The sequence below is a fragment of the Rhizobium sp. 05L419 genome (assembly GCF_056397845.1).
The window spans coordinates 13,358-36,464 of record NZ_JBFTOF010000003.1 but is presented as its reverse complement, the minus strand read 5'-3'; the positions used below and the strand labels follow the sequence as shown (position 1 = coordinate 36,464).

The following is a 23,107-nucleotide window of genomic DNA, read 5'->3' as shown; positions in this document are numbered from 1 at the left end:
CACCGTGTCGGAGCGTCCGAGCTACGCATTGCATCTCGATGCGCTGAAGACAGCGATCGACGGCAAGATGAAAGAGCTGTCGACGACCGTTGGGCTGGCCAATGACGGCAGGTATCCGGAGACACTCGCTGTTGTCCGCGACGATGCCGGGCCGGGAATTCATGGATAAGGTCCGAACGATCCTCGGCGATTTCTTGCAGCATACCGACGATCGCCTGCGCGTGCTTGTCGAACGACAGCTTTCGGCGGCCACGGATCGAGCGATGCCGACGTTGCGATCAGGGCGCTCAAGGGCGGCGCTGCCGACGACGTCGTGAAAACGGCGGCCGACGACTTCTTCCCCCTGCTCGTCAGCGCGCTGAACCAGGCGTTGGAAAATATGCGCCTGCGCAGCGAGAAGGACGAAGCGGATCGGCAGCTCGTTGTTGCCAAGGTGCGGGCGGAACTGCTGCTTTCGGAGATGAACCATCGCATCGCCAACAGTCTTTCGCTGGTTTCCGCCATGATCCGCATGCAGATGCAGATTGCGGGCAGCGAAGAGACCAGGATGGCACTCGATGAAACCCTGAACCGCATCGCCGCAATCGCAGGCGTTCATCGAAGCCTCGACACGTCGGAGAATGTCGGCGAGGTGCAGCTCAACGTCTACCTCGGACGGTTGCTGGCCGAGCTCGAGAGCACCAGTGCGGCTGCCCAAGGCATATCTTTGAAGCCTGATCTTTGTCGGATTGCAACCTCGGCCGACCGTGCCGTAGCACTCGGTCTCATACTGATCGAGCTGTCACCATCGCGATGAAATACGCCTATCCGGCAGGCACCGGCGAGGTGCAGATCGTCCTGCAATCGACGGCCGAGGGCAGCGCAAGTCTCTCCATCAAGGACGACGGAATTGGATACCACCGCGCCGGCGGCCCGAGGGGAACCGGCCTCGGAACGCGCCTGATCGACGCAATGGCAACTACCCTCGGGGCGGAGATAACCTACGGCCGCGAAGGTACACCTTCAGGCGCAGCATCGCTGTGCGCCGGCAGCAATAGGCGCCGCTGTTCTGGCGGGCCCAGATGCCTTCCGGGCATAAGATGATGCGGCGCGCCGAGGGCACGAAAAGTGCCTATGAGCTGTTGTCCACCAGATGACATCGGGGTGGCTCGTCAAAGTGCCTTCCTTGCCGGCCGCAATCGGCTCGGCGCTGATCCAACCAACCGCCCGGGTCAATGACGTATCGCCGCGCAGGCGTGGATAAGGCGAACAATTCCAATGCTGTACCGATTTCTCACCGTAAAATTCCGCAACGACCGTTTGCATCTGCACCAAGACACGCTAGATTTTGCTGGCTAACCGACGAAAAAGCTTGGGAGGAGCGATTTCATGAGACGGACGTGGCCTGAAGAGTTCAACTCCATCCTGAACGGCGCAGAAGAGGTCACATTCGACCTGCCGGCGATCGAGCATGAGGACGGATCGCGCACCGAAGCGGTCAGCCGCAAGGCCCTGAAGGTCAGCATGCCGATGGAGGACTATGAACGCATCTGGCCGCTCGCGGAGATGCGTTACCGGCTCGGCGGCAAGCTCGCGGGCAAGGCCATAACCCTGATCACCACAAACCCGCATTATCACCGCTGGCATCCAGCCGATGGCGGCAGCGTCGACAATGTCGCCGACAGCGGGCGTCACTACACGACGAAGTACGTGACGGTGCATTTCCTGCTCGACGACGTCCAGGAGACGGCGGCGGCCTAAACCGCCGCCGCAAACTTCACGCCGCGTCGAGCGCCTGCGTCAGATCGGCAATGAGATCATCCGGATGCTCGATGCCGATCGACAGGCGGATGGTCGATTCCAGCACGCCGATGCGCTGGCGGACGTCCGAAGGCACGCCGGAATGCGTCATCGTCGCGGGATGGCTCGCAAGCGATTCGGTGCCGCCGAGGCTGACTGCGAGCTTGAAGATCTGAAGCGCGTTCAGGAATTTGAATGATGCCGGCTGCCCGCCCTTGATGTCGAAGGAAAAGGTCGACCCGGCACCCGTGCACTGTGTCGCGAACGTTCGCCCGAGCGGCGAAGCGGCATCATGGTATGGCAGATAGTGGATCGCCTCGACTTTCGGATGAGCCCGCAGGAAATCCGCGACGGCGAGCGCATTGCTGTTTGCCCGTTCCATGCGGATCTGCAGCGTTTCCAACGAGCGGCCGAGCATCCAGCACGAATGCGGATCGAGCTGCGTGCCGATCGCCCCGCGCAGCGCCTTTACCTGCTTCATCACAGCCTTGGGACCCATTGCGGCGCCGGCAATCAGATCCGAATGACCGCCCACGTACTTTGTCAAGGAATACAGCGAAATGTCGGCACCGTGCTCGATCGGCCGCTGGAAGACCGGGCCAAGCAGCGTGTTGTCGCAAGCAATGATCGGCGTATGTCCCTGCTTCCTGCCGATCGCATCGGCGACCCGGCGGATCATCGCGACATCGACGAGGCTGTTTGTCGGGTTGGCGGGTGTTTCGATGAGGATCACCGACACGCGCCCCTTTGCCATGGCCTCTTCCGCAGCCGCCTGCACCGATGTCTCGCTCACGCCATCGGCAAAGCCGACAGCCTTGACGCCGAGATTGAGAAAGGTCTTCGCAAGCAGCGTCTCGGTGCCGCCGTAAAGCGGCTGCGAGTGCAGAACGGCGTCGCCGGGGCGGACGAAGGCAAGCAGGGTCGTGGCAATTGCCGACATGCCGGAGGAGAAGAGCACGCAGCTTTCGGTCCGCTCGTAGACGGCGAGGCGATCCTCGACGATCTCACTGTTCGGATGATTGAAACGGGAATAGACGAGACCCGCGCCCTTGCCTTCGGGCGGCTCCTTGCGCCCCGAGACATAGTCGAAGAAATCGCGCCCGTCCTCGGCGGATTTGAACACGAAGGTCGAGGTCAGGAACACCGGCGGCTTGACAGCGCCTTCCGACAATTCGGGATCGTAGCCGTAGTTCAGCATCAGCGTTTCGGGATGCAAGGCGTGGTTGCCGATATGGGTTTTGGAGGGATGTGGCGCGGTCATTGTCGTCTCCTGCCTGGATGGATACGGATGAGGCCCGCAAATTATATCAAAATCCGACAACAGTTCTTGCTATTTGCCACGCGGCCAAGCCCTATGAAGCAACTTATTGCGGAGAATGAAGGTTTATGACGCAGAAGATTGCAGACGATATGGATAGAAAGATCCTGAAAGTGCTGATGAGCGACGCCCGCGTCGCGAACAACGAGCTCGCCGAGCGTGTGGGATTGTCGGCTTCGGCCTGTCTCCGCCGGCTTCGGCGACTGGAAGAGGCTGATATCATTCAGGGATACACCGCCGTCATCGATCCGGCGATCGAAGGCTGGACGATGACAGCGCTCGCCTCCATCCGTCTCAGCCGCCAGCATGAGGACGAGATCCAGATGTTCGAAAATGCGGTGCGCGAATGGGACGAGGTTCTGGAGTGCCATCTCGTCACCGGGTCGCGCGACTACGTGCTGAAGGTCATGAGCGCCGGTCTCGAGCAATACGAGCGCTTCATCAAGGAGAAGATCGCCCGCCTCAAATGCGTCGATACGATCGAGACCAGCTTCGTGATGAACTCGATCAAGGCGCGACGGGTCTAGCCACCGCGGCTCAGCCTGCGGTCCTTTGTCCGGCGGGCAACGCAGCGGGCTCGGCCGCCGTCTCCATCGATTCCGCCTCCGAATTCTTTTGCGCCTCTGGTGGTTCCGCGTCCTCCCAATCCCTAGTTTTGAGATGTATCGATCCGGAGGAGATGTTCATGACCGATTTTCCCTATGGCACAGCACTCATCGTCGGGGCCGGCCCCGGCATCAGCACTTCACTCGCCCGGCAACTCTCGGCGCGTGGCGTCAAGGTCGCGCTGGCGGCACGCAGCATCGACAAGCTGAAGGGGGTGGCGAACGAGACGGGCGCGAAGGTCTTTGCCGCCGACGCGGCACAGCCGGCATCCATCGCCGCGCTCTTCGATAATGTCGCCGACGTTATCGGCGATCCCGAAGTCGTCATCTACAACGCCAGCGGTCGGGTACGCGGCCCCTTGACCGAGCTCGATCCTGAGGAGGTCCAACGGGCAATCGCGGTCAGCGCGTTCGGTGGGTTCCTGGTAGGCCAGCAGGCGGCGAGACGTATGCTCCGGCGCGGCCGGGGTGCGATCCTGTTTACCGGCGCCACGGCGAGCATCAAGGGATTTTCGCAATCCGCAGCCTTTGCGATGGGCAAATTCGCACTTCGCGGCCTTGCCCAAAGCGCGGCCCGCGAGCTCGGACCGAAAGGCATTCACGTCGCACACTTCGTCATCGACGGCGCAATCCGATCCTCGATACGACCGGAAAGTCCGGACAAGCCTGACGGCATGCTCGATCCAGAGGCGATCGCGCAGAGCTACATCGACGTTCTGCAGCAGCACCGAAGCGCCTGGTCGCAGGAGATAGAGTTGCGGTCGTGGACGGAATCCTTCTGATCGCTGCTCAACATTCCTGCCCGCGTGACATCGGCGCGCGCTGTGATCGCGCGCGGATTCTCTGCGGCCGATTTCGGTGCAGAAACCGGCCGAAATTCATCAAAAATTAGAAAAATCTCACGCGAATTAACGGGTTGTTTACCACGTTTCGTGAAAGGTGCTTGTTGAGCAATGGCGGCTTGCATTCTGTGTTTCAAGTCTCGCGTCTTATGGATGCCGCTAAGTCGTACAGTTTGAGGAAAGTCTAATTGAATACCTCCTCATGAACGGCACTCTCTGGTTCGCACTCCGGTGCGGGCGCTGACGGAAAAGCCCAATGATCGACCCTGACGAGGGTTCGGACAGTCGAAGCGAGCAAGAAGATGAACGGATCGCGATCACATTCCCCACGGCATTCCGACAGAGCCTCGCTCGATGCGCTGAACCGCACGATCGAAGGGCTCGAGGCTCGAATCGAGGGCCTGATCGGCAATAGCGCCCGCGACCAGCGGCCCCGCGCGGCAACGCCCGACCGCGAGGCTTTGTCCGATCCTTACGCCCTGCGCGCGCCTTACGCCGCCGCCGAGCCACGACCCGATCCGCTGGCGGAAATTCGTCAACGCCAGCGCATGATCGATGCAGGCCGCGAACATCCGCCAGTACGTGAGCAAGCACCTTATCCGACCCGCGAGCGGAGTGAGTTTCAGCGGCAATCAACACCTGTTCACGCCCCGGCTCCCGCTCTCGAGCGCCATCTCCCCGCGCCCCGCGCCCCGATGCCGCAGCCGGCAGCGCCGGCCGCCGCCCACCGCGCGTCCGAAGATACGATGACCGAAATCGCGCAGGCGCTCGTCAACCTGCGGCAGGATCTGAAGCGCGACATCTCCGAAGGCGTCACCCGTGAAATGAACGCGCTGCGCAGCGAGTTGCGCGAGATTACCACAAGCGCTGCGGGCGGGCATTTCGCCAATGACATCCACGCCGACATGGGTCGGCTTGCTGAAAGCATCAATCAGCTCGCAGGTCGTTCGGATACTGTGGACGCCCACGGCCTGCGGGGCGAGTTTGAGGAACTGCGTTCCCTGATGGACGGGCTGGCGCGCGAGGATTCGCTGCGTCACATGGAAGACCGTTGGGACGGCTTTGAAACGCAGCTGCATGCGCTGGACACGGCTGGCCTGCAGGAAGAACTGGTGGCTCTTGCCTACCGTCTCGACGATATCAAGCGCCACATCGGCGGCATGGGCGAGAGCCCCGCCGTGCGTGCGCTCGAAGACAAGCTGATCTCCATTGCGACGGCGATGGAGCAGTTCGGCAGCATGATCCAGCCGCATGACCGGGCGATGTCCGAGCAGTTCGCCGCCGTGGACAGCCGTCTGGACGAGATCAGCCGGGCGATTGCCGCCACCGGCCGCGCAGCCACCGGCAGCGACCCGGCCTTGATGCACCGTCTCGAAGGCCGGTTGAACGGCCTTGCGGAACAGATAGAACTGATGGGTCACAGCGTGGCCAGCCGCAGCGCCCCCGCCGACGATCTAGCCGATCGTCTGGAAGCACTCACGGCACGCGTCGAGGAACTCGCCAATGTCGAGGCAACCTCCCGGCTGGACGAGCGACTGGAACACCTCTCATTCATGCTCGAGAAGAGCCAGCGAGCGGCACCGCAGCCTGAGCTGACCGGCGCGCTTGCCGATATCTCCCGCAAGATCGATGCGCTCGAAAGCGGCGCGGTCAACGATGTGCTCGCACAGCGCCTGGACTATCTTGCCCGCCGCATCGACGAAATGGAGTTCCAGCCACTTCAGCCACTTTCTGCGCCGATCGATGATGGGGCCTTTCGACGGATAGAAGGTCGGCTCAGCGACATCGCCGCGCGCCTCGACGAGAGCGCTGCCGCACCGGCAACGGATTCTGCGGCTCTGCGCAATCTCGAAGATCAGATCTCCCATCTTTCGGCGCTGATGAGCGAACCGCGGCCGGGTGCCGAAATTCCGGCCGATTTCGACCGCCGCATGGGCGCGATCGAAGACCATCTGGCGACAAGCGACGACTATATCGTCGAAGCGGCCCGTCAGGCAGCCGAGGCTGTCGTGGAAGCCTATGTGCGCCACGGCAGCATGCGGGGCGGCGCCCCATCCGCCGACATCTCTGCCCTCAATGCGCTCGCCGGCGATCTGCGTCACCTCGAAGATCTCAGCCGCAGCAGCGAGGAGCGCACGCACAAGACCTTCCAGGCGCTGCACGAAACCCTTGTCCAGATTGCCGACAGGCTCGACGACATGGAACATCGTAGCGCCGGGCCGGCCCCACGAATGCCCGCAGCTCATGTCGATTTCAATGTCGATCCCTATTCGCTGATCCCGGCAGGCACCGAGGAGGCGGACAAACCCGCCGTATTCGGCACGCGTGGGGCACCGACGATGCTCCACCACGACGTCGGCCACGATGCGCCCGCATTGACCGCGACCGAGACGAGCGCGCTGGCCATCGAGGCGGCGACCAAGCCTGCACCAGCCATGGCGCAGGCAAAGGGAAGCCTTCTCGTCAGCCTCGGCAAGCGCCTGCTGCCGAGCAAGAGAGCCAAGGCGAGCGAACGCACGATCATCCATCCTGCGCCGTCAATCGACCCGATCGATGTGATGCCGCCGGAAGCTGCAAACGAACCGCTGGAGCCCGGTTCCGGCGCGCCCGACGTCAAGAAGATCCTTGAGCGCGTCCGTGCAAGCCAGAATGCCGCCCGGACCAATCCGAAGCCCGCAACCGATACGGACCGCGCCGACTACATCGCCGCCGCACGTCGCGCCGCACAGGCCGCGGCCATGGAAGTGGACATGGGCGCAAAATCCGGCGCCCAAAAAGGCGAGAAGAAAGCGAAGATCAAGGATTCGGCGAAAGGCAGCGCGTTCTCCCGCTTCCGCCGCCCGATCCTGCTCGCGGTCGGCGCCGTGCTTCTCGCGATCATGGCCTTCCCGTTGGCTCGCACCCTTACGAGCGGCGCACCGGCTCCTTCCCTGGAAGTCGCGACGTTGACCGACACGGGCAACCAGCAGCTTCCTGCAGACAGCGAGACCGCGCCTGAGCCGAGCATGGCGCCGGTTCCGGCCGCCACTGCCCCCGAAGCTCCGGCTGCCGACATGCCGCCACCGCCGGCTGCCGCCTCGACGCAGCCGTCTCCACCTGCCGCAGCCGAGCACCTGACCGAACCAGCCCCGCTGGGCGGCGAAGATGCCACGTCGCTCGCCCCCGCCGGCGCTTCGCAGGATGCCTCCGGTTTCGTCTCGAAAGACAGCGCCCCGACAGCAGCCGCAATGGCAGCGCCGACGGCTGCACCTGCGATCGCGGTTCCGGATGCAGTTCAGCCGAAGTCGCTTGCCGATGCGGCAAGGAGCGGCGATCCGGTGGCGCTGTTTGAAATTGGCGCGCGCTACAGTGATGGCCGTGCCGGCCTGTCCGCAGACCCGAAGGAGGCTGCGACCTGGTACCAACTCTCAGCCGACAAGGGCTTTGCGCCGGCCGAATACCGTGTCGGCAGCATCTATGAGAAGGGCATCGGCGTCCCGCGCGACATCGACAAGGCCAAGCAGTACTACGAGCAGGCTGCCAATCAGGGCAACGCCAGCGCCATGCACAACCTCGCGGTCCTCTACGCCTCCGGCGCGCTCGGCCAACAGGACTACACGTCGGCTGCTAACTGGTTTACCAAGGCGGCCAACCTCGGTATCACCGACAGCCAGTTCAACCTGGCGATCCTCTACGCCCGCGGCAACGGCGTGGCGAAGGATCTGACGGAATCCTACAAGTGGTTCGCGATCGCGGCCAAGGGTGGTGACAAGGATGCCTCCCAGAAGCGTGACGAAGTTGCGAACGCCATGAAACCCGATCTGCTCGAAAAGGCACGCGCCAAGGCCGACCTCTGGAAGGTCGCGCCGATGGACAATAAGGCAAATGCGATCGACGTGCCCGACGAATGGGCCGGCGTCGCCACGAAGACATCGACTGTCGACATGAAGCGGGCGATCCGCAACATACAGGCGATCCTGAACAACAACGGCTTCGACGCGGGTCAGCCGGACGGCGAGTTGGGCGCAAAGACGGTTGCCGCCATCAAGAGCTTCCAGAAGTCCATCGGCCAGGATCCCAGCGGCAAGATCAACGACGACACCGTAAAGGCGCTCCTCGAGCGCAACAAGGTACCGGCGACGAAAGCCTGATTGACGAGAACGATGCACCCCCGGCAGACACGCATCTGCCGGGGGCTTTGGCGCTCCTGGCTTCGAACACGGGCGTTAAATCGGCATGAACAGCGATCTGTGCGCCGCCACACCTGCCATGACACCCGCTGCCGATGCGAGCGTGGCATTTGCCATCGGCATGGCTGCATCACCGGCGGCGAATACGCCCGCGACCGTCGTCTGCTGTAGGGCATCGACCCGAATGATCGGGCCGGTCGGGCCATCATCAAGGGCGCAACCGAGCTGTTCGGCCAGCGGGCTCGCGATATGTGTCTTCGGCGCGACAAATAGCGCACCGAGCGGCACGATCGTCCCATCCTTCAGAAGAACCGCTTCCAGGTCGGGGGTATTGCCGCGGAGTTCGACGATGGCGCTGCGGACAATGGTCACCCCACGTGCCGTCAGCTGCGTCGCTTGCTCCGCATCGGGCTCGAAACGTCCCTGGGTGAAATAGGAGGTCGGCCCCCAGTCCGGAATCATCTGCGCCTGGTGGACCGACGTCTGGCCGCGCGCCAGCACGCCGAGCGGACGATCGGCGACTTCATAGCCATGGCAATAGGGGCAATGCAGGACGCTCTTGCCCCAGCGCTTTTCAATTCCAGCGATGTCAGGCAATTCGTCGCGAACGCCTATTGCAAGCACAACGCGGGCGGCAAGCGTCTGCCGACCGTCGGCAAGGCTGATGCTGAATTGGTTCTTGACCCGGCGTGCCTGAACAGCCTCTCCCTGCATCTGGGTGACAGTGGGATAGGCCGCAAGCTGGCGCGACGCTTCGTCGATGATCGTCGCCGGCGCCTTTCCATCCTGGCAGAGAAAGCCGTGCGAGGTCTCCGCAAAGCGATTGCGCGGCTTGCCGCCGTCGACAACCAGAACCCTGCGACGCGCGCGCGCCAACTGCATGGCCGCAGATTGGCCGGCAAAACTGCCGCCTATGACAATAACATCGTAAGACATGACATGCTCCTGTTTCCGCATCTTCATATGTTACAGATCAGGAAATCGTCAATACACGTAACCTATCTTGTTACAGATCGCGTCTGCGACTAGATTGACGAGAGACAAGGAGCAAGGCCGATGAGACGGGACAGTCGCCTATCACGCATGCTGCATGTGCTGATCCACATGGATCGCCACTACAAGCGCGCAACCTCGGAGACGATTTCGAAGATGCTCGGCACGAATGCGGTCGTCGTTCGGCGAACCATGGCTGGCCTTAGGCAGCAGGGCTACGTTCGCTCCGAGCAGGGCCACGGCGGCGGCTGGGAGCTGGCCCGCGGCCTCGATGAAATCACTCTGTACGACATCTATCAGGCAATCGGCGAGCCGCCGCTCTTTGCCATCGGGCCGTCGGCCGATCAGCCCGACTGTCTTGTGGAACAGGCCGTCGATGCAAAACTCGATGACGCGTTGCGCGCAGCGGAGGCGCTGTTGCTCGAACGCTTCCGTTCGGTGACCGTGGCCGAGATCGCCGTGGATTTCGACCGTCGCCTGCCCGGACACAAATGCAATGTTCATGCGGAACACTCCGGCCCGGCCGAAATCTAAGCACCAGACACCGATCTTTGTCGGAAGCTGCTCACCGGCACTTGATCCATTGGCGAACCATCCTTTAAGCGTTGGTGACGCCGGGGAGGCGCTTCGCGTAGGGTAAGGACATTATCGCATGATGGAAATTTTCACGTCTGCCGGATTGGTGGCGCTTTTGCAGGTCATTCTCATCGACCTGGTTCTGGCCGGCGACAATGCTGTGGTTATCGGCCTTGCGGCAGCGGGCCTAGCGCCGGAACAGCGGAAGAAAGCCATTCTGGTCGGCATTATTGCGGCCACCGTTCTGCGCATCGCGCTCGCAACCGTCACGGTGCAGCTTTTGGAGATCATCGGCCTGCTGCTTGCGGGCGGCATTCTGTTGCTCTGGGTCTGCTGGAAGATGTGGCGCGAGCTTCGAGCCGGCCAAGCCGCCGATGCCGAAGGCGCGAATGCGAACGGCTCCCAGGCGCCAAAAAAGACCTTCCTGCAGGCGGCCACCCAGATTGTCGTGGCCGACGTCTCCATGTCGCTCGACAACGTGCTTGCCGTTGCGGGTGCTGCCCGCGAGCATCCGACCATCCTTGTCATCGGCCTCGTTCTTTCGATCGCCATGATGGGTATCGCCGCCAACTTCATCGCCCGATTGCTGAACCGCTACCACTGGATTGCCTATGTCGGTCTCGCGATCATCCTTTATGTCGCCCTCCACATGATCTATCGCGGCGCGGTAGAAGTGTGGCCCCACGTAGCGCCAGTCGTCGCGGCAATGGGCTGACAACTAGAGCGACGGCGCCGCGGCATTTGCCGTCAGGGGCCGTTCACAAGCTTCAGAATGAGCGCCCGGATGTTTCCGCCGTCACTCATTTCGGTTCGGTCGAAATCGCGGCCGAGCTGGCGCTGCCTTGCGGACAGCTCGCCGAGGTGTTTCGTCAGATCCACCCTGATCTTGCGGCAATCGGGATCGTCGGGCGCGGACAGTCCGACGCTCATGGCCTCGATTTGCCGCACCATGTCGACTATGGTCTCGCCGTGAACCTTCTCGTGCTTTCGGACACCATCGAGGAACGCGTCCCAGCTGTCCTTTACCGGCGCGACCAGAGGAGCGGACGGCTTGGGCAGCGTGTAGAAGATCACGAGCTTCGGCTTGGCGGAGACGAGGACGCAGGCGTTGTTCTGCGGCTCGTACTTCCGGGTCCAGGTCAGCTTGAAGGTGGTATGGGCAATGACGCGGGCCTGCGCTCCGCCTACCAGTGGCCCGTTTTCGCCGATCGAACGATAGAGCTCGGAACCCGAGCTGCCCGCGACTGGATAGGTCCGTACCTCCTCGATCGCCTGCCACTGCGCGAACGCCATGGCGGGCGCTGACGCGAGCGAGAACCCCAGCAGAAAAACCCGAACGCCTGACCTCACATAACCCCCGCAAAACACGTCGTCGCCTTCCAGTCTAGGCGTCAGATGCTTAGCTTTCAATCGCGCGCAACTCCTGTCTGCTTCTGCTATGACCTGTCTCACCGTGAAACAACAGCGCCCAACGTCGCCCGATTGTCACAGAGCCTGAAAAAAGCCCGATTATTCATAATCCATGGATGTTTAGAGGGTGACATGTCGCTGATCGAAAGCCTATGGCAATGATTTCGCCGTATCGTGCCCTATTCGAACGGGACGTGGGAACGCGCCTGCCCGCCGGGCAGCTCGCAAATCGGGGTCGGCTGTGACAATCTATCTGCCTATCGCAGAATTGTCGGTGAACATTTTCATCATTCTCGGCATGGGTGCGGCCGTCGGCTTCCTGTCCGGCATGTTCGGCGTGGGCGGGGGCTTTCTGATCACACCGCTGCTGATCTTTTACAACATTCCGCCGGTTGTTGCCGTCGCCACGGGCGCAAACCAGGTGGTTGCATCCTCCATATCAGGCGCCATCACCCATTTCCGGCGTGGCACGCTCGACGTGAAACTGGGGTCGGTGCTGCTTGTAGGCGGCCTTTCGGGCGCTACGGTGGGGATCTGGATCTTTTCGCTGCTGCGACGCCTCGGCCAGCTCGATCTGTTCATTTCGCTGCTATACGTCGTGTTCCTCGGCACCGTCGGCGGCCTGATGCTGCTCGAAAGCGTGAACGCGATGCGCCGMGCGTCAAAGAACGTCCCGCCGGCAGCCCGCAAGCCTGGCCATCACCACTGGGTCCATCGCCTGCCGCTGAAGATGCGGTTCAAGAAATCGAAGATCTTCCTCAGCGTCATTCCGATCGTGGCGCTTGGCTTCGGGATCGGCATCCTGACATCGGTCATGGGCGTCGGCGGCGGCTTCATCATGGTGCCGGCGATGATCTACCTTCTGCGCATTCCGACGAACGTCGTTGTCGGAACGTCGCTGTTCCAGATCATCTTCGTGACGGCCTATACGACGGTCGTCCAGGCTGCCACCAACTTTTCGGTCGACATCGTGCTTGCCTTCATCCTGATGATCGCCGGCGTGATCGGCGCCCAGTACGGCGTGCGCGTCGGGCAGAAGCTGCGCGGCGAACAGCTGCGTGCGCTGCTCGGGCTTTTGGTGCTGGCAGTCGGCCTTCGCCTGGCCGTAGCGCTGGTTRTGACGCCTGCGGATATCTATTCCGTGGTCATGGGAGGCAACTGATGCGCACCGTCCTGCTCGCCCTGTTCCTGCCCCTCCTCCTGTCGCCGGATAGCGCCGGCGCACAGATGATGCTCCCGGGCCCAACGTCGCAGACCGTCGCCGAAGGGCTGGAGATCGGCACGTCAACCAGCGAGATCGCCATCACCTCCGATTTCCACGGTGCGGATCTGACGGTCTTCGGCGCGGTGACCAATACCGACAGCCTACTCCTCGCCATCGGGCAATATGATGTCATCGTGGTGCTGGAAGGCCCCCGTGAGGACGCGACCGTGCGCAAGAAGGAACGCGTCTTCGGAATCTGGATCAACACGCGATCGATGACCTTCGAGGCCGTGCCGCATTCCTATTCGATGTCGAGTTCGCGGATGCTCGACGATCTGACCACGCCTCTCGACCTCACGGATCAGGGGATCGGCATCGACCACATTCCACTGACGCCCGTCGGCTTCGTCGGCAATGCCAGTAATCTCGGCGAGTTCCGGGAGGCTTTCCGCAGACTGCAGGAAAGGGGCGGTCTCTACGACCGGGATCCGACCGGCGTGCGGTTCGTCAGCTCCAACCTCTTCAAGGCGAGCCTGCGACTGCCGGCGAATATTCCGAACGGCGTTCATATCGTCCGGGCCTATCTCTTCAAGAGCGGCACCTTCGTTGCCGAGAAATCGGTGCCGCTGCGCGTCATCAAGACGGGGATCGAGCAGACCATCACCGATGCGGCGCATGAGCAGCCGATCGCCTATGGCATGTTTTCCGTGCTCCTGGCGCTCGTGACCGGCTGGGGGGCCAGCGTGGTCTTCCGCAAGGATTGATCAGGCCGATTTCTTCTTGCTGGCGACAACATCGAGATGGGCCTCCGTCAGGCGCAGGAGCACTGACGGGGTGCCGGGCGGCAGCTGCAACACCCGCATCGTCAACGACCCCATCTCGGAATTCAACACACTGAAGGCCGAAAACGGCAGGCCGATCTTCATCTTCGGCAGTGCCGAACTCGTGGATCCTTGCTCAAGGAGGGGCTGATCGATGAAATCCGCCTCTGCCTCGTCCCCGTCATCCTCGGCGGCGAAAATCCGCATTTCAAACCTGCAAAGGCGGCCCAACCGCTCAAGCCGCTCGACTCGACCGTGACCCAGAAGGGCGCGGTGATCCTGCGCTACGAGCCGGTCAAGGAGACGGTCTGGCAAGGGCAACGAGGCGAGCGGACAGCACCCCTCGTGCGGTCCGCCGGACTCTTGCCGCAGCATAGACACAAGTTCGCCTTTGTCTAAAAACCGCCCATTAAGATTTACGGTTTAGTCATCTCTCGGAAACGAGAGGTTTCTTGTAATGCGTATCCGTACTCTCCTCGTCCTTGGTCTTCTGGCGCTGGTTGCCGGCTGCGCCACGGCGCCCCGTCAGACCCGCAACATCTGCGCCGTCTTCGAGCAGCGCGACGGCTTGTTCACCAACTGGGAGCGCGCAGCGGAGCGTAGCGAAAAGAAATACGGCGTTCCCGTGCCGATCCTGATGGCGACGATGTACACCGAGTCAGGCTTCCAGCCTAACGCGCGGCCGCCGCGGACCAAGCTCTTCGGGTTCATTCCCTGGACGCGTCAATCGACTGCCTATGGGTATTCGCAGGCACTCGACGGCACTTGGGACCACTATCAATCCGCAACCGGCAACTGGGCCGCGCGGCGCACCAACTTTTCGGACGCGATCGATTTCATCGGCTGGTATCACTACCAAAACGGCCAGATCACTGGCATTCAGCTGAACGACGCCTACAGCCTCTATCTCGCCTACTACTCCGGTCCGAAGGGCTATATGCGCGGCGACTGGCGCTCGAACGCGCAGTTGCAGAAGACGGCGCAAAAGTTCGCCAACATGGCGGCGTCCTATCAGCAGCAATTGCAAAGCTGCAACTGAACCCCATCCGTTCTATCACGGCAGCTGGCGGTTCTTTCCGCCAGCTCGCGTCTCGGTGCTTGATCGACCTGACGAGATACGGCCTGTGGCGCTCAGGCGGCCTGCGCAGGCTTGTCGATCGGATGCTGCGAGCGGAAGCCGACGGCCAGCCGGTTCCAGATGTTGATGGCGCCGATCGCGACGGTGATCTTGGTGATCTCTTCTTCGCTGAAGTGGGCCTTGAGCGTCTCGAAGTCGGCATCGGGCGCACCGGTTTCGGCAATCTTCGTCACCGCATCGACCCAGCCGAGCAGAGCACGCTCGCGGGCATCGTAGACGGGCGATTCACGCCAGACGCACATCAGGTTGATCCATTGCTCGGAGAGACCGTCGTGGCGGGATTCCTTGACGTGCATGTCCACGCAGTAGGCGCAGCCATTGATCTGGGATGCGCGCAGCTTGATAAGGTGGATGAAGCGCCGCTCGAGACCCGAGGTCTGGACGAATTCCTCCAGGGCGGCCACGGCCTTGTAGGAAGCGGGCGATGCCTTGGCAAAGTTGAAACGCGGCTGCATGGGTAGTCTCCTCTTTTTTGTGGCTCAGCGAGCCGTTCTGCGTTCGTGAATTTCCAGGAAGGCGCAACTTCGTGCTGCGATCGTCCCGTCGTCGATTGTGGCGAGTTCGGCGCCGACATCGGCAATGGTGGTCTTGGCAAGCTCGGCGCGATAGACGCCCTCGGCCCTATGCATGGCGGACGCGATGTTGCAGGGCTTGGCGAAGAAGCGCTCCGGCGCCGGGTTCGGTCCCCGTTGCCGGATTTCGTTGCAGCGAAAAGCCGGCGCCCGCCCTTCGACGGCGAGCACGATGTCGAGCAACGTGATCTCCTCCGGCGTCCTGGCCAACCTATAGCCCCCTTTCGGGCCTGGCACAGTGGCAAGAATGCCAGCACCCGAAAGCGCCTGAAGGTGCTTCAGCAGATAGCTCGTGGACACGCCGTGAAACTCGGCCAGTGCCGCGGCCGACAGCACGCCACCCCCGGAGAGGCCAGAAAGCATCGCAACGCTGTGAATGGCCTGTTCGACACCGTCGCCAAATTTCATGGATGCGTCTCCTTGATTCGTGGATAAAAATTATCCACGATAGTCAGTCTTGTCAAGCGTTTTCCGATTTGGGCGGCGAACGGACCATTTCATCATCTTTTATTAGCCGTTCGAACGATCCCTGCGGGGGTTGTGAAGCAGAACGACTTTGCTAAAGTCGAGACGCAATGCGAAAACAAATTCCAAAAAGGGAACAGCAATGAAAAAGACTATTTTCCTCGCAGCGGCTACGCTGCTTGCCACGACGCATCTGGCGTCGGCCGAGGATACGATCCGGATAGCCACGGAGGGCGCCTATCCTCCCTTCAATTACGTTGAATCGGACGGCAGCCTGAAAGGCCTCGACCTCGATATGGCCAACGCGCTATGCGACGAGATGAAGGCGAAGTGCACGATCGTCGCTCAGGATTGGGACGGCATCATTCCAGGCCTGCTCGCCAAGAAGTACGACGCGATCATCGCCTCGATGAGCATCACCGAAGAGCGCAAGAAGCAGATCGACTTCTCCAACAAGTACTACACGACCCCTCTCGCGGTTGCCGTCCCGAAGGATAGCGCGCTCAAGGGCGTCAGCGTAGACGACATGAAGGGAAAGGTCGTCGGCGCCCAGGCGTCCACCACGCAGGCCGATTACCTCAACGACGTCTACGCCAAGGGGGGCGCGGAAGCCAAGATGTACCCGACGCAGGACGAAGCGGTCGCCGATCTGCAGAACGGCAGAATGGACGCACTGATCTCCGACAAGTTCGTGGTCGTCGACTGGTTGAACAAGGCCGGCAAGGATTGCTGCAAGCTGCTCGGCGACGTTCCCGGCACGGAAACCCAGGCCGGCATTGGTCTCCGCCAGGGCGAACCTGAACTCAAGGAGCGCTTCAACAAGGCGATCGACGCGCTGGTGGCCAACGGCACCTACCAGAAGATTACCAAGAAGTATTTCCCCTTCGATATCTACTGATCGTCCTATCAATCCTATCGTGCGGAGGCACAAGCCTCCGCACCTTTTTAACCACAAGCTCTCCCATGAAAACTGACATTCTCGTTCTCGGCGCCGGTATCGTCGGCGTCAGTGCCGCCCTTCATCTGCAGGATCGCGGCCGCTCGGTGGTGCTCGCCGATCGCGGCGAGCCGGGCGGCGGCACCAGCTATGGCAATGCCGGGCTGATCGAACGCTCATCCGTCATTCCCTATTCCTTTCCCCGTCAACTCGGCGCATTGCTGAAATATGCGATGAACCGCTCGTCGGATGTCCGCTACAACCCCGCCTATCTGCCGCGCATCGCCCCGTGGCTTGCAAGGTACTGGTGGCACTCTTCGCCCGCCAATCTGCAGAAGGCGACCCGCGCCCTGCTACCGCTGGTCGAGGCGAGCATTTCCGAACACGACAAGCTGATAGGCCGCGCCGGCGCGTCTGATCTCATTCGGTCGCGCGGATGGGTCTCGTTCTACAAGGATGAGCGTCGCTTCGCCGCTGCGCGCGCCGAAGCCGAGGACCTGTCTGGCTTCGGCCTTTCGATGTGCATTCTCTCCGGGCAGGAATTCGTGGCTCTCGAGCCTGCCTTCGCTACCGGCAGCGTGAAGATCGCCGGTGGCATCCACTGGCTCGATCCGAAGACCGTCACCGATCCGCAGGCGCTGACGAAGGCCTATGCCGAGCTCTTCGTCCGCGACGGAGGCACAATGCGCAACGCCGATGCAAGCGGACTGCGACAAGAGAACGACGGCTGGTCGCTCAAGACGCAGGCAGGCGAAACGATCCATGCCCTCGAGGTCGTTGTCGCGCTCGGTCCGCAGTCCGGCTTGATCTTCCGCAAGCTCGGCTACCCGCTGCCGCTGGCGATCAAACGGGGCTACCACCGCCATTACACGCAGAACGACGGCCAGGCTCTCTCCCATTCCGTCGTGGACGAAGAGGCCGGCTACGTGCTGGCTCCGATGGCGCGCGGCGTCAGGCTGACGACAGGCATCGAATTCGCAGATCCCAGGGCCCCCGCCAACATGATCCAGATCCGCCGCAACGAGGATCATGCACGCCGACTGTTCCCGCTCGGGGAGCCGGTCGAGCAGACGCCGTGGCTCGGCTTGCGCCCGTGCCTGCCCGACATGCGCCCGGTGATCGGTCGGGCTCCGCGCCATCGCGGCCTGTGGTTCAACTTCGGCCATGCCCATCACGGCCTGACGCTCGGCCCGGCCTGCGGCCGACTGCTGGCCGAACAGATGTGCGGAGTTGCGCCCTTTGCCGATCCGGAGCCGTTCCACCCGCAGCGCTTCCTGTAGAGCCCATTCTATTTCATCGGCTCTGCACGCCCGGCTTCGTCGGTCGCGACGCGAGGGTGTCACGCCCGCGGCGGCGAAACGGCCCGCAACGCGGTCCTGACGATCGCATCGCCGAACTCCGTCGAGACCGGGCGGTGCCCGACCAACAGCCGGAAGAAGACCGGTCCGTAGATCATGTCGAGCAGCGCCTCCATATCCAGCGGTGGGACGATCTCCCCTCGGGCCAGCGCCTGTTCCAAGATGGCGCGACCCGCGTTGCGGCTCGACAGGATTACCTGATTGCGGAAGGCCTTGGTGAATTCGCTTTCGGGATCGGCGGCTGCCAATGCCATGGTGATCTGCCGCCCGCGCGTGCTCGCAAAGGCAGTCACCAGTCCGCTCATCTGCGCGCCGAGAGCTGCCTGCGCCGTGACCCCTCCGACCTCAGTTTCCGGTAGCGGGTTGACCAGAAGGGCGGCCATCGCCAGTTCCTGCGCGTTGGCCCACGAGCGGTAGATCGTCGGCTTGCCGACACCGGAGCGTGCGGCCACGGCTTCGATCGTCATGCGGCCGAAACCTTCGACCATCAGGATGTCATGGGCGGCCTCCAAGGCACGCCTCTGCGCCGCAACGCTTGGCGGCCGCCCTCGTTTCTTCGGTATTGCACTACTCTCTTGACTCATATCTTTACGATACGTAACGTTAATCACAGACCTAGTCAAGGAGGAGCGTCCATGCCGAGTTTTGCCCGGAAAGTGACGAGCTACTTCATCGTCAAGGATGCCGCACGGGCCATCGACTTCTATAAGGAGGCTTTCGGCGCCACGGAAATCTTCCGCATGACAGATCCTTCGCACGGGCGGATCGGTCATGCCGAGCTGCGTTTCGGAGAAACGCTGATGATGCTGGCGGACGAATATCCGGACTTCGGCGCCCTGTCGCCCGATACCGTCGGAGGCTCGCCGGTGACCTTCCACATGGACACGCTGTCGACCGATGCGGCACTGGCGCAGGCGCTGTCGGCCGGGGCGACGATGTTGCGCCCGGCGACCGACCAGAGTTTTGGCGAGCGGGTGGCACAGGTGCTTGATCCCTTCGGTCATCGCTGGATGCTGTCGCAGACCATCGAACAGGTCGCGCCTGAGGAGATGCAGCGGCGCTGGAACGAGGACATGTCCGCATGAGTGCCGCGGCCCTTGAAACGCTCGAGGAAGCTGAACGAGCCTTCAACGCGGCGATGGTTTCCAACGATCCCGCGCGGATCGCCGCCTGCATCACGGAGGACTGGGTGCTGGTGACGCCGGAGCGTGGCCCGGTCCCTGCAAAGGCTATGCTTGCGGCGATCGGATCGGGTGTCCTGAGCCACGACACGATGACCAAGACAACGCACCACGTCCATCTGCTCGGCGATGTCGCCACGGTTACCGGTCGCGGGCAGAACACCGGCATGTTCCGTGGCGAACCGATATCGGCGGACGAATGGATCACCGACGTCTATCGCCGGGAGGGCAACAGGTGGCGGTGCGTGCTGACCCACCTCACGCCAGCTGTGAGCGGTGCCTAGTCTGCGATGCCGTGTCGCGTGCCCCCGTCGATGTATGGCAAAGCGGCTATGGCTCGATGCGGCTCCCCCCGAAGGGGCCTCACCACGCGTTGGCGCATGGTCGACAGATGGACTTGTTGGCCAGCCCCCCCGCCCCGGGCTTCAAATCCCTCGGATTTGCGCTAGATTCGCTCGCGTGAACCAGATCGATTCCGCTACCCGCGCAGAAACCCCGTTTCTTCTCCCCCCGCCTTTCCTGCGCTGGTTTGCGGACAAGGGCTGGCGCCCACGCGCGCATCAGTTGGAGCTGCTTGCCCGCGCCGAGGCTGGCGAAAGCACGCTCCTGATCGCGCCCACCGGCGCCGGCAAGACGCTCGCCGGCTTCCTGCCGTCGCTGACCGATCTCACGCGCCGCGACAAGATCCCGTCGAGCTCGGCGTTTACAGGTATTCACACTCTCTACGTCTCGCCGCTGAAGGCACTCGCCGTCGATATCGAGCGCAACCTGATGAAGCCCGTCAAGGAGATGGGTCTGCCGGTGACCGTGGAGAACCGGACCGGCGATACGCCGAACGCAAAGCGCCAGCGGCAAAAGCTGAACCCGCCCGATATCCTGTTGACGACGCCCGAGCAGGTGGCGCTGCTGCTCGCCAACCGCGAGGCGGAGCGCTTCTTCAAGGACCTGAAATACATCGTCCTCGACGAGCTGCATTCGCTGGTCACCTCCAAGCGCGGCCATATGCTGTCGCTCGGGCTGGCGCGCCTGCGCCGTCTTGCTCCCAACCTCCAGACCATCGGCCTTTCCGCGACGGTCGCCCAGCCGATGGACCTGCAGAAATGGCTGGTGGCGCAGAAAGAGGGGGACGGGCCCCATGCCGGGCTCGTCATCGTCGACGGCGGTGCCAAGCCCGACATCTCGATCCTGTCGACGGAGGAGCGCATCCCGTGGTCCGGGCATTCGGCCAAGTATGCGATCCCCGATGTCTACAGGCAGCTGACAGAGCATCAGACGACGCTGCTTTTCGTCAACACGCGAAGCCAGGCGGAAATGCTATTCCAGGAACTCTGGACCGTGAATGAGGAAAACCTGCCGATCGCTCTCCATCACGGCTCGCTCGATGTCGCCCAGCGCCGCAAGGTCGAGGCGGCCATGGCGGCCAATCGCCTGCGCGCCGTCGTCGCCACCTCGACGCTCGACCTTGGCATCGACTGGGGCGACGTCGACCTCGTCATCCATGTCGGCGCGCCGAAAGGCGCATCGCGGCTTGCCCAGCGCATCGGCCGTGCCAATCACCGGATGGACGAGCCTTCGAAGGCCATCCTTGTTCCCGCCAATCGCTTCGAGGTGATGGAATGCCAGGCCGCGCTCGATGCGAACTACATCGGCGCGCAGGATACGCCGCCCGTCGGCAGAGGGGCACTCGACGTACTTGCACAGCATGTGCTCGGCATGGCCTGCGCCGAGCCCTTCGACATGCTCGAGCTCTACGACGAAGTCATCAGCGCGTCGCCCTATGCGGATCTCGACTGGGAGACCTTCGAGCGGATCGTCGATTTCGTCGCGACCGGCGGCTATGCGCTGCGCACATACGAACGCTACGCGCGCATCCGCAAGACCAAGGAGGGGCGCTGGCGTGTCTCCAATCCGCAGGTCGCCCAGCAATACCGCCTGAACCTCGGCACCATCGTCGAAAGCCCGATGCTGAACATTCGCATGGTCAAGCGCGGCGAGGCCGGCAGGATCGGCCGCGGCGGTGCAACGCTCGGCAAGGTCGAAGAGTATTTCCTCGAGCAGCTTTCTCCCAGCGATACCTTCATTTTCTCAGGCAAGGTACTGCGCTTCGAAGGCATCCGTGAGAGCGAATGCCTCGTCAGCCAGGCCTATTCGCTGGATCCGAAAATCCCTTCCTATGCCGGCGGCAAATTTCCGCTCTCCACCTATCTCGCCGATCAGGTGCGTTCCATGCTGGCCGATCCCGACCGCTGGCACCGACTGCCGGATCAGGTTCGCGACTGGCTGGCAATTCAGAAAGAAAAGTCGATGCTGCCGAAGCGCGACGAACTGCTGATCGAGACCTTCCCGCGCGGCAGCCGCTGCTACATGGTGGCCTATCCCTTCGAGGGGCGGCTGGCCCACCAGACGCTCGGCATGCTGCTCACGCGCCGGATGGAGCGGGCGGGCGCCAAGCCGCTTGGCTTCGTGGCCACCGACTATTCGCTCGGTATCTGGGGCTTCGAAGATATGAGCGTGATGATCCGCAACGGCCGCCTGAGCCTTGCCGACCTCTTCGATGAGGACATGCTCGGCGACGATCTCGAGGCGTGGCTCGACGAATCCTTCCTGTTGAAGCGCACCTTCCGCAATTGTGCCGTGATCGCGGGCTTGATCGAGCGGCGTCATCCGGGGAAGGAAAAGAGCGGACGGCAGGTCACGGCATCGGCAGACCTGATCTACGACGTGCTTAGAACCCACGAGCCTGACCATATTCTATTGCAGGCGACGCGACAGGATGCGGCAAGCGGTCTTTTGGATATCGGACGGCTTGGGGATATGCTGAGACGAATCAAGGGGCACATCACCCACCGCGCGCTGGAACATATCTCGCCGCTCGCCGTGCCGGTGATGCTGGAGATCGGCAAGGAGCCCGTTTACGGCGAGGCGCATGACGCCGTTCTGGCCGAAGCCGCGGACGATCTGATCGCCGAAGCGCTCAGTTAGGGATTGGGATAGACGAAGTTGATGAACCGCCTGGCGCTTGCGCGTGAAATGAACGGAGTGGCCGCGATGCCGGGCGTCGAAACGTCCGTGCACGGGGTGGCGGCCGTCTGTGATCCGCTTGGCGCGCTCTATCTGCCCGACGCCGGCATTCTGGTCGCTTCCGACCTGCACCTTGAGAAGGGTGCCGCCTTCGCCCGTCGCGGCATGATGCTGCCGCCTTACGACACGCTCGCGACACTGACCGTTTTATCGGCGGTCATCACCCGTTATAATCCCAAGCTGGTGGTCTCGCTGGGCGACAATTTCCACGACCGCGTCGGCTCGGCGCATTTGCCGGAAACCTTCCGGACGCTGATTTCCGACATGGCGCATGGCCGTGAGTGGATCTGGATCAACGGCAATCACGATCCTGACGGAACGGTCGACCTGCCAGGCTCATCCGCCGACGAAATTCATTACGGCGGCCTGACCTTCCGCCACGAGCCCAGGGGCGGCCTTCAGGTCGGCGAGATCGCTGGTCACCTGCATCCCTCCGCCACCGTCCGCCGCCGCGAAAAATCCGTCCGCCGGCCGTGTTTCGCCACCGACGGTGCCCGCCTGCTGATGCCCGCATTCGGCGTCATGAGCGGCGGCCTCGACCTTCGCCACAAGGCAATGAAGGGGCTTTTCGACCACGCGTCGTTGATCGCGCACCTCCTGGGTCGCGACCGGATCTACTCCGTCAGGTTCGGGAATTTGGCTGGCTAGGGCTCCTCTT

The 23,107-nt window shown here is 62.5% G+C and carries 24 protein-coding genes and 1 pseudogene; 19 read left to right on the top strand and 6 right to left on the bottom strand.

The features are described from left to right. Positions 1 to 4 precede the first annotated feature (4 nt). The 4 genes from AC1DMK_RS04225 (at position 5) to AC1DMK_RS04210 (ending at position 1,740) form a co-directional block, all read left to right on the top strand. Positions 5 to 169: a hypothetical protein gene (locus AC1DMK_RS04225; RefSeq protein ID WP_477857320.1), complete on the top strand. Its 165-nt coding sequence runs from the start codon at positions 5 to 7 to the stop codon at positions 167 to 169. Beyond that, positions 162 to 317, top strand: coding sequence for a hypothetical protein (locus AC1DMK_RS04220; protein ID WP_477857318.1), 156 nt, complete (start codon positions 162 to 164; stop codon positions 315 to 317). Before AC1DMK_RS04225 ends, AC1DMK_RS04220 begins: the two co-directional genes overlap by 8 nt. Further along, a complete protein-coding gene (locus AC1DMK_RS04215) occupies positions 314 to 796 on the top strand; it encodes a histidine kinase dimerization/phosphoacceptor domain -containing protein (protein ID WP_477857316.1) in 483 nt (160 codons plus the stop codon). Before AC1DMK_RS04220 ends, AC1DMK_RS04215 begins: the two co-directional genes overlap by 4 nt. Positions 797 to 1,368: 572 nt before the next feature. After that, positions 1,369 to 1,740: a hypothetical protein gene (locus AC1DMK_RS04210; RefSeq protein WP_037060769.1), complete on the top strand. Its 372-nt coding sequence runs from the start codon at positions 1,369 to 1,371 to the stop codon at positions 1,738 to 1,740. A 16-nt stretch (positions 1,741 to 1,756) separates the two neighbouring features. Here AC1DMK_RS04210 and AC1DMK_RS04205 read toward each other — a convergent pair whose 3' ends face one another. After that, on the bottom strand, positions 1,757 to 3,040 hold the full coding sequence (locus AC1DMK_RS04205) for a cystathionine gamma-synthase family protein (RefSeq protein WP_477857314.1): 1,284 nt from the start codon (positions 3,038 to 3,040) through the stop codon (positions 1,757 to 1,759). A gap of 125 nt (positions 3,041 to 3,165) precedes the next feature. Between AC1DMK_RS04205 and AC1DMK_RS04200 the strand changes: the two genes are divergently transcribed. From AC1DMK_RS04200 to AC1DMK_RS04190, 3 genes are all read left to right on the top strand, one after another. After that, complete coding sequence (locus AC1DMK_RS04200; protein WP_477857312.1) at positions 3,166 to 3,624, top strand: Lrp/AsnC family transcriptional regulator; 459 nt, start codon at positions 3,166 to 3,168, stop codon at positions 3,622 to 3,624. 158 nt (positions 3,625 to 3,782) lie between these two features. Then, positions 3,783 to 4,484: an SDR family NAD(P)-dependent oxidoreductase gene (locus AC1DMK_RS04195; RefSeq protein ID WP_477857310.1), complete on the top strand. Its 702-nt coding sequence runs from the start codon at positions 3,783 to 3,785 to the stop codon at positions 4,482 to 4,484. Between the two features lie 362 nt (positions 4,485 to 4,846). Beyond that, on the top strand, positions 4,847 to 8,674 hold the full coding sequence (locus AC1DMK_RS04190; RefSeq protein WP_477857308.1) for a peptidoglycan-binding protein: 3,828 nt from the start codon (positions 4,847 to 4,849) through the stop codon (positions 8,672 to 8,674). A 75-nt stretch (positions 8,675 to 8,749) separates the two neighbouring features. On the opposite strand, the gene AC1DMK_RS04185 is transcribed toward AC1DMK_RS04190, so the two are convergent. Further along, positions 8,750 to 9,649 (bottom strand): NAD(P)/FAD-dependent oxidoreductase, encoded by a 900-nt coding sequence (locus AC1DMK_RS04185; RefSeq protein WP_477857307.1) that lies wholly within the window; start codon positions 9,647 to 9,649, stop codon positions 8,750 to 8,752. A gap of 120 nt (positions 9,650 to 9,769) precedes the next feature. Between AC1DMK_RS04185 and AC1DMK_RS04180 the strand changes: the two genes are divergently transcribed. Further along, the gene (locus tag AC1DMK_RS04180; RefSeq protein ID WP_037060760.1) at positions 9,770 to 10,240 is read left to right on the top strand and encodes an Rrf2 family transcriptional regulator; all 471 of its coding nucleotides are present in this window, start codon (positions 9,770 to 9,772) and stop codon (positions 10,238 to 10,240) included. Positions 10,241 to 10,361: 121 nt separating this feature from the next. Beyond that, entirely contained in the window at positions 10,362 to 10,997 is a 636-nt protein-coding gene (locus AC1DMK_RS04175; RefSeq protein WP_037060967.1) for a TerC family protein, read from the top strand. Positions 10,998 to 11,029: 32 nt separating this feature from the next. Here the strand turns inward: AC1DMK_RS04175 and AC1DMK_RS04170 are convergent, their stop codons facing one another. Then, positions 11,030 to 11,575 (bottom strand): DUF922 domain-containing Zn-dependent protease, encoded by a 546-nt coding sequence (locus tag AC1DMK_RS04170; RefSeq protein WP_477857698.1) that lies wholly within the window; start codon positions 11,573 to 11,575, stop codon positions 11,030 to 11,032. A 358-nt stretch (positions 11,576 to 11,933) separates the two neighbouring features. On the opposite strand from AC1DMK_RS04170, the gene AC1DMK_RS04165 reads away from it, so the two are divergent. From AC1DMK_RS04165 to AC1DMK_RS04150, 4 genes and pseudogenes are all read left to right on the top strand, one after another. Further along, positions 11,934 to 12,854, top strand: a complete 921-nt coding sequence (locus AC1DMK_RS04165) for a sulfite exporter TauE/SafE family protein (protein WP_477857305.1) — start codon at positions 11,934 to 11,936, stop codon at positions 12,852 to 12,854. Continuing rightward, positions 12,854 to 13,660: a TIGR02186 family protein gene (locus AC1DMK_RS04160; protein WP_037060756.1), complete on the top strand. Its 807-nt coding sequence runs from the start codon at positions 12,854 to 12,856 to the stop codon at positions 13,658 to 13,660. The genes AC1DMK_RS04165 and AC1DMK_RS04160 overlap by 1 nt, the downstream gene beginning before the upstream one ends. A 40-nt stretch (positions 13,661 to 13,700) precedes the next feature. Further along, positions 13,701 to 14,116, top strand: a pseudogene (locus tag AC1DMK_RS04155) (dihydrofolate reductase family protein); the annotation flags it as partial. Positions 14,117 to 14,174: 58 nt separating this feature from the next. Further along, positions 14,175 to 14,756 (top strand): transglycosylase SLT domain-containing protein, encoded by a 582-nt coding sequence (locus tag AC1DMK_RS04150; protein ID WP_037060755.1) that lies wholly within the window; start codon positions 14,175 to 14,177, stop codon positions 14,754 to 14,756. 92 nt (positions 14,757 to 14,848) lie between these two features. Here AC1DMK_RS04150 and AC1DMK_RS04145 read toward each other — a convergent pair whose 3' ends face one another. Continuing rightward, positions 14,849 to 15,310 (bottom strand): carboxymuconolactone decarboxylase family protein, encoded by a 462-nt coding sequence (locus AC1DMK_RS04145; protein WP_477857303.1) that lies wholly within the window; start codon positions 15,308 to 15,310, stop codon positions 14,849 to 14,851. 24 nt (positions 15,311 to 15,334) lie between these two features. After that, complete coding sequence (locus AC1DMK_RS04140) at positions 15,335 to 15,835, bottom strand: RrF2 family transcriptional regulator (RefSeq protein WP_477857301.1); 501 nt, start codon at positions 15,833 to 15,835, stop codon at positions 15,335 to 15,337. 199 nt (positions 15,836 to 16,034) lie between these two features. On the opposite strand from AC1DMK_RS04140, the gene AC1DMK_RS04135 reads away from it, so the two are divergent. Next, positions 16,035 to 16,790, top strand: a complete 756-nt coding sequence (locus tag AC1DMK_RS04135; RefSeq protein WP_477857300.1) for an ABC transporter substrate-binding protein — start codon at positions 16,035 to 16,037, stop codon at positions 16,788 to 16,790. Positions 16,791 to 16,855: 65 nt separating this feature from the next. Next, positions 16,856 to 18,109 (top strand): NAD(P)/FAD-dependent oxidoreductase, encoded by a 1,254-nt coding sequence (locus tag AC1DMK_RS04130; protein ID WP_477857298.1) that lies wholly within the window; start codon positions 16,856 to 16,858, stop codon positions 18,107 to 18,109. Positions 18,110 to 18,168: 59 nt separating this feature from the next. Here the strand turns inward: AC1DMK_RS04130 and AC1DMK_RS04125 are convergent, their stop codons facing one another. After that, positions 18,169 to 18,771 (bottom strand): TetR/AcrR family transcriptional regulator, encoded by a 603-nt coding sequence (locus tag AC1DMK_RS04125; RefSeq protein ID WP_477857296.1) that lies wholly within the window; start codon positions 18,769 to 18,771, stop codon positions 18,169 to 18,171. Between the two features lie 51 nt (positions 18,772 to 18,822). Between AC1DMK_RS04125 and AC1DMK_RS04120 the strand changes: the two genes are divergently transcribed. The 4 genes from AC1DMK_RS04120 to pdeM all read left to right on the top strand — a co-directional run bounded on the left by AC1DMK_RS04120 (position 18,823) and on the right by pdeM (position 23,097). Continuing rightward, complete coding sequence (locus tag AC1DMK_RS04120; RefSeq protein WP_477857295.1) at positions 18,823 to 19,272, top strand: VOC family protein; 450 nt, start codon at positions 18,823 to 18,825, stop codon at positions 19,270 to 19,272. Then, positions 19,269 to 19,652 (top strand): nuclear transport factor 2 family protein, encoded by a 384-nt coding sequence (locus tag AC1DMK_RS04115; RefSeq protein ID WP_477857293.1) that lies wholly within the window; start codon positions 19,269 to 19,271, stop codon positions 19,650 to 19,652. The genes AC1DMK_RS04120 and AC1DMK_RS04115 overlap by 4 nt, the downstream gene beginning before the upstream one ends. 175 nt (positions 19,653 to 19,827) lie before the next feature. Next, positions 19,828 to 22,350, top strand: a complete 2,523-nt coding sequence (locus AC1DMK_RS04110; RefSeq protein WP_477857291.1) for a ligase-associated DNA damage response DEXH box helicase — start codon at positions 19,828 to 19,830, stop codon at positions 22,348 to 22,350. A 21-nt stretch (positions 22,351 to 22,371) separates the two neighbouring features. Further along, a complete protein-coding gene (pdeM, locus tag AC1DMK_RS04105; protein WP_477857289.1) occupies positions 22,372 to 23,097 on the top strand; it encodes a ligase-associated DNA damage response endonuclease PdeM in 726 nt (241 codons plus the stop codon). Positions 23,098 to 23,107: the final 10 nt, after the last annotated feature.

What these genes read in the sequence shown, in the direction of transcription:
- AC1DMK_RS04135 (WP_477857300.1), top strand. Translation starts at nt 16,035, where the DNA reads ATGAAAAAGACTATTTTCCTCGCAGCGGCTACGCTGCTTGCCACGACG.
- AC1DMK_RS04160 (WP_037060756.1), top strand. Translation starts at nt 12,854, where the DNA reads ATGCGCACCGTCCTGCTCGCCCTGTTCCTGCCCCTCCTCCTGTCGCCG.
- AC1DMK_RS04190 (WP_477857308.1), top strand. Translation starts at nt 4,847, where the DNA reads ATGAACGGATCGCGATCACATTCCCCACGGCATTCCGACAGAGCCTCG.
- AC1DMK_RS04140 (WP_477857301.1), bottom strand. Translation starts at nt 15,835, where the DNA reads ATGAAATTTGGCGACGGTGTCGAACAGGCCATTCACAGCGTTGCGATG.
- pdeM (WP_477857289.1), top strand. Translation starts at nt 22,372, where the DNA reads ATGAACCGCCTGGCGCTTGCGCGTGAAATGAACGGAGTGGCCGCGATG.
- AC1DMK_RS04205 (WP_477857314.1), bottom strand. Translation starts at nt 3,040, where the DNA reads ATGACCGCGCCACATCCCTCCAAAACCCATATCGGCAACCACGCCTTG.
- AC1DMK_RS04220 (WP_477857318.1), top strand. Translation starts at nt 162, where the DNA reads ATGGATAAGGTCCGAACGATCCTCGGCGATTTCTTGCAGCATACCGAC.
- AC1DMK_RS04170 (WP_477857698.1), bottom strand. Translation starts at nt 11,575, where the DNA reads ATGGCGTTCGCGCAGTGGCAGGCGATCGAGGAGGTACGGACCTATCCA.
- AC1DMK_RS04185 (WP_477857307.1), bottom strand. Translation starts at nt 9,649, where the DNA reads ATGTCTTACGATGTTATTGTCATAGGCGGCAGTTTTGCCGGCCAATCT.
- AC1DMK_RS04115 (WP_477857293.1), top strand. Translation starts at nt 19,269, where the DNA reads ATGAGTGCCGCGGCCCTTGAAACGCTCGAGGAAGCTGAACGAGCCTTC.
- AC1DMK_RS04130 (WP_477857298.1), top strand. Translation starts at nt 16,856, where the DNA reads ATGAAAACTGACATTCTCGTTCTCGGCGCCGGTATCGTCGGCGTCAGT.
- AC1DMK_RS04150 (WP_037060755.1), top strand. Translation starts at nt 14,175, where the DNA reads ATGCGTATCCGTACTCTCCTCGTCCTTGGTCTTCTGGCGCTGGTTGCC.
- AC1DMK_RS04210 (WP_037060769.1), top strand. Translation starts at nt 1,369, where the DNA reads ATGAGACGGACGTGGCCTGAAGAGTTCAACTCCATCCTGAACGGCGCA.
- AC1DMK_RS04200 (WP_477857312.1), top strand. Translation starts at nt 3,166, where the DNA reads ATGACGCAGAAGATTGCAGACGATATGGATAGAAAGATCCTGAAAGTG.
- AC1DMK_RS04180 (WP_037060760.1), top strand. Translation starts at nt 9,770, where the DNA reads ATGAGACGGGACAGTCGCCTATCACGCATGCTGCATGTGCTGATCCAC.
- AC1DMK_RS04175 (WP_037060967.1), top strand. Translation starts at nt 10,362, where the DNA reads ATGGAAATTTTCACGTCTGCCGGATTGGTGGCGCTTTTGCAGGTCATT.
- AC1DMK_RS04145 (WP_477857303.1), bottom strand. Translation starts at nt 15,310, where the DNA reads ATGCAGCCGCGTTTCAACTTTGCCAAGGCATCGCCCGCTTCCTACAAG.
- AC1DMK_RS04125 (WP_477857296.1), bottom strand. Translation starts at nt 18,771, where the DNA reads ATGAGTCAAGAGAGTAGTGCAATACCGAAGAAACGAGGGCGGCCGCCA.
- AC1DMK_RS04195 (WP_477857310.1), top strand. Translation starts at nt 3,783, where the DNA reads ATGACCGATTTTCCCTATGGCACAGCACTCATCGTCGGGGCCGGCCCC.
- AC1DMK_RS04120 (WP_477857295.1), top strand. Translation starts at nt 18,823, where the DNA reads ATGCCGAGTTTTGCCCGGAAAGTGACGAGCTACTTCATCGTCAAGGAT.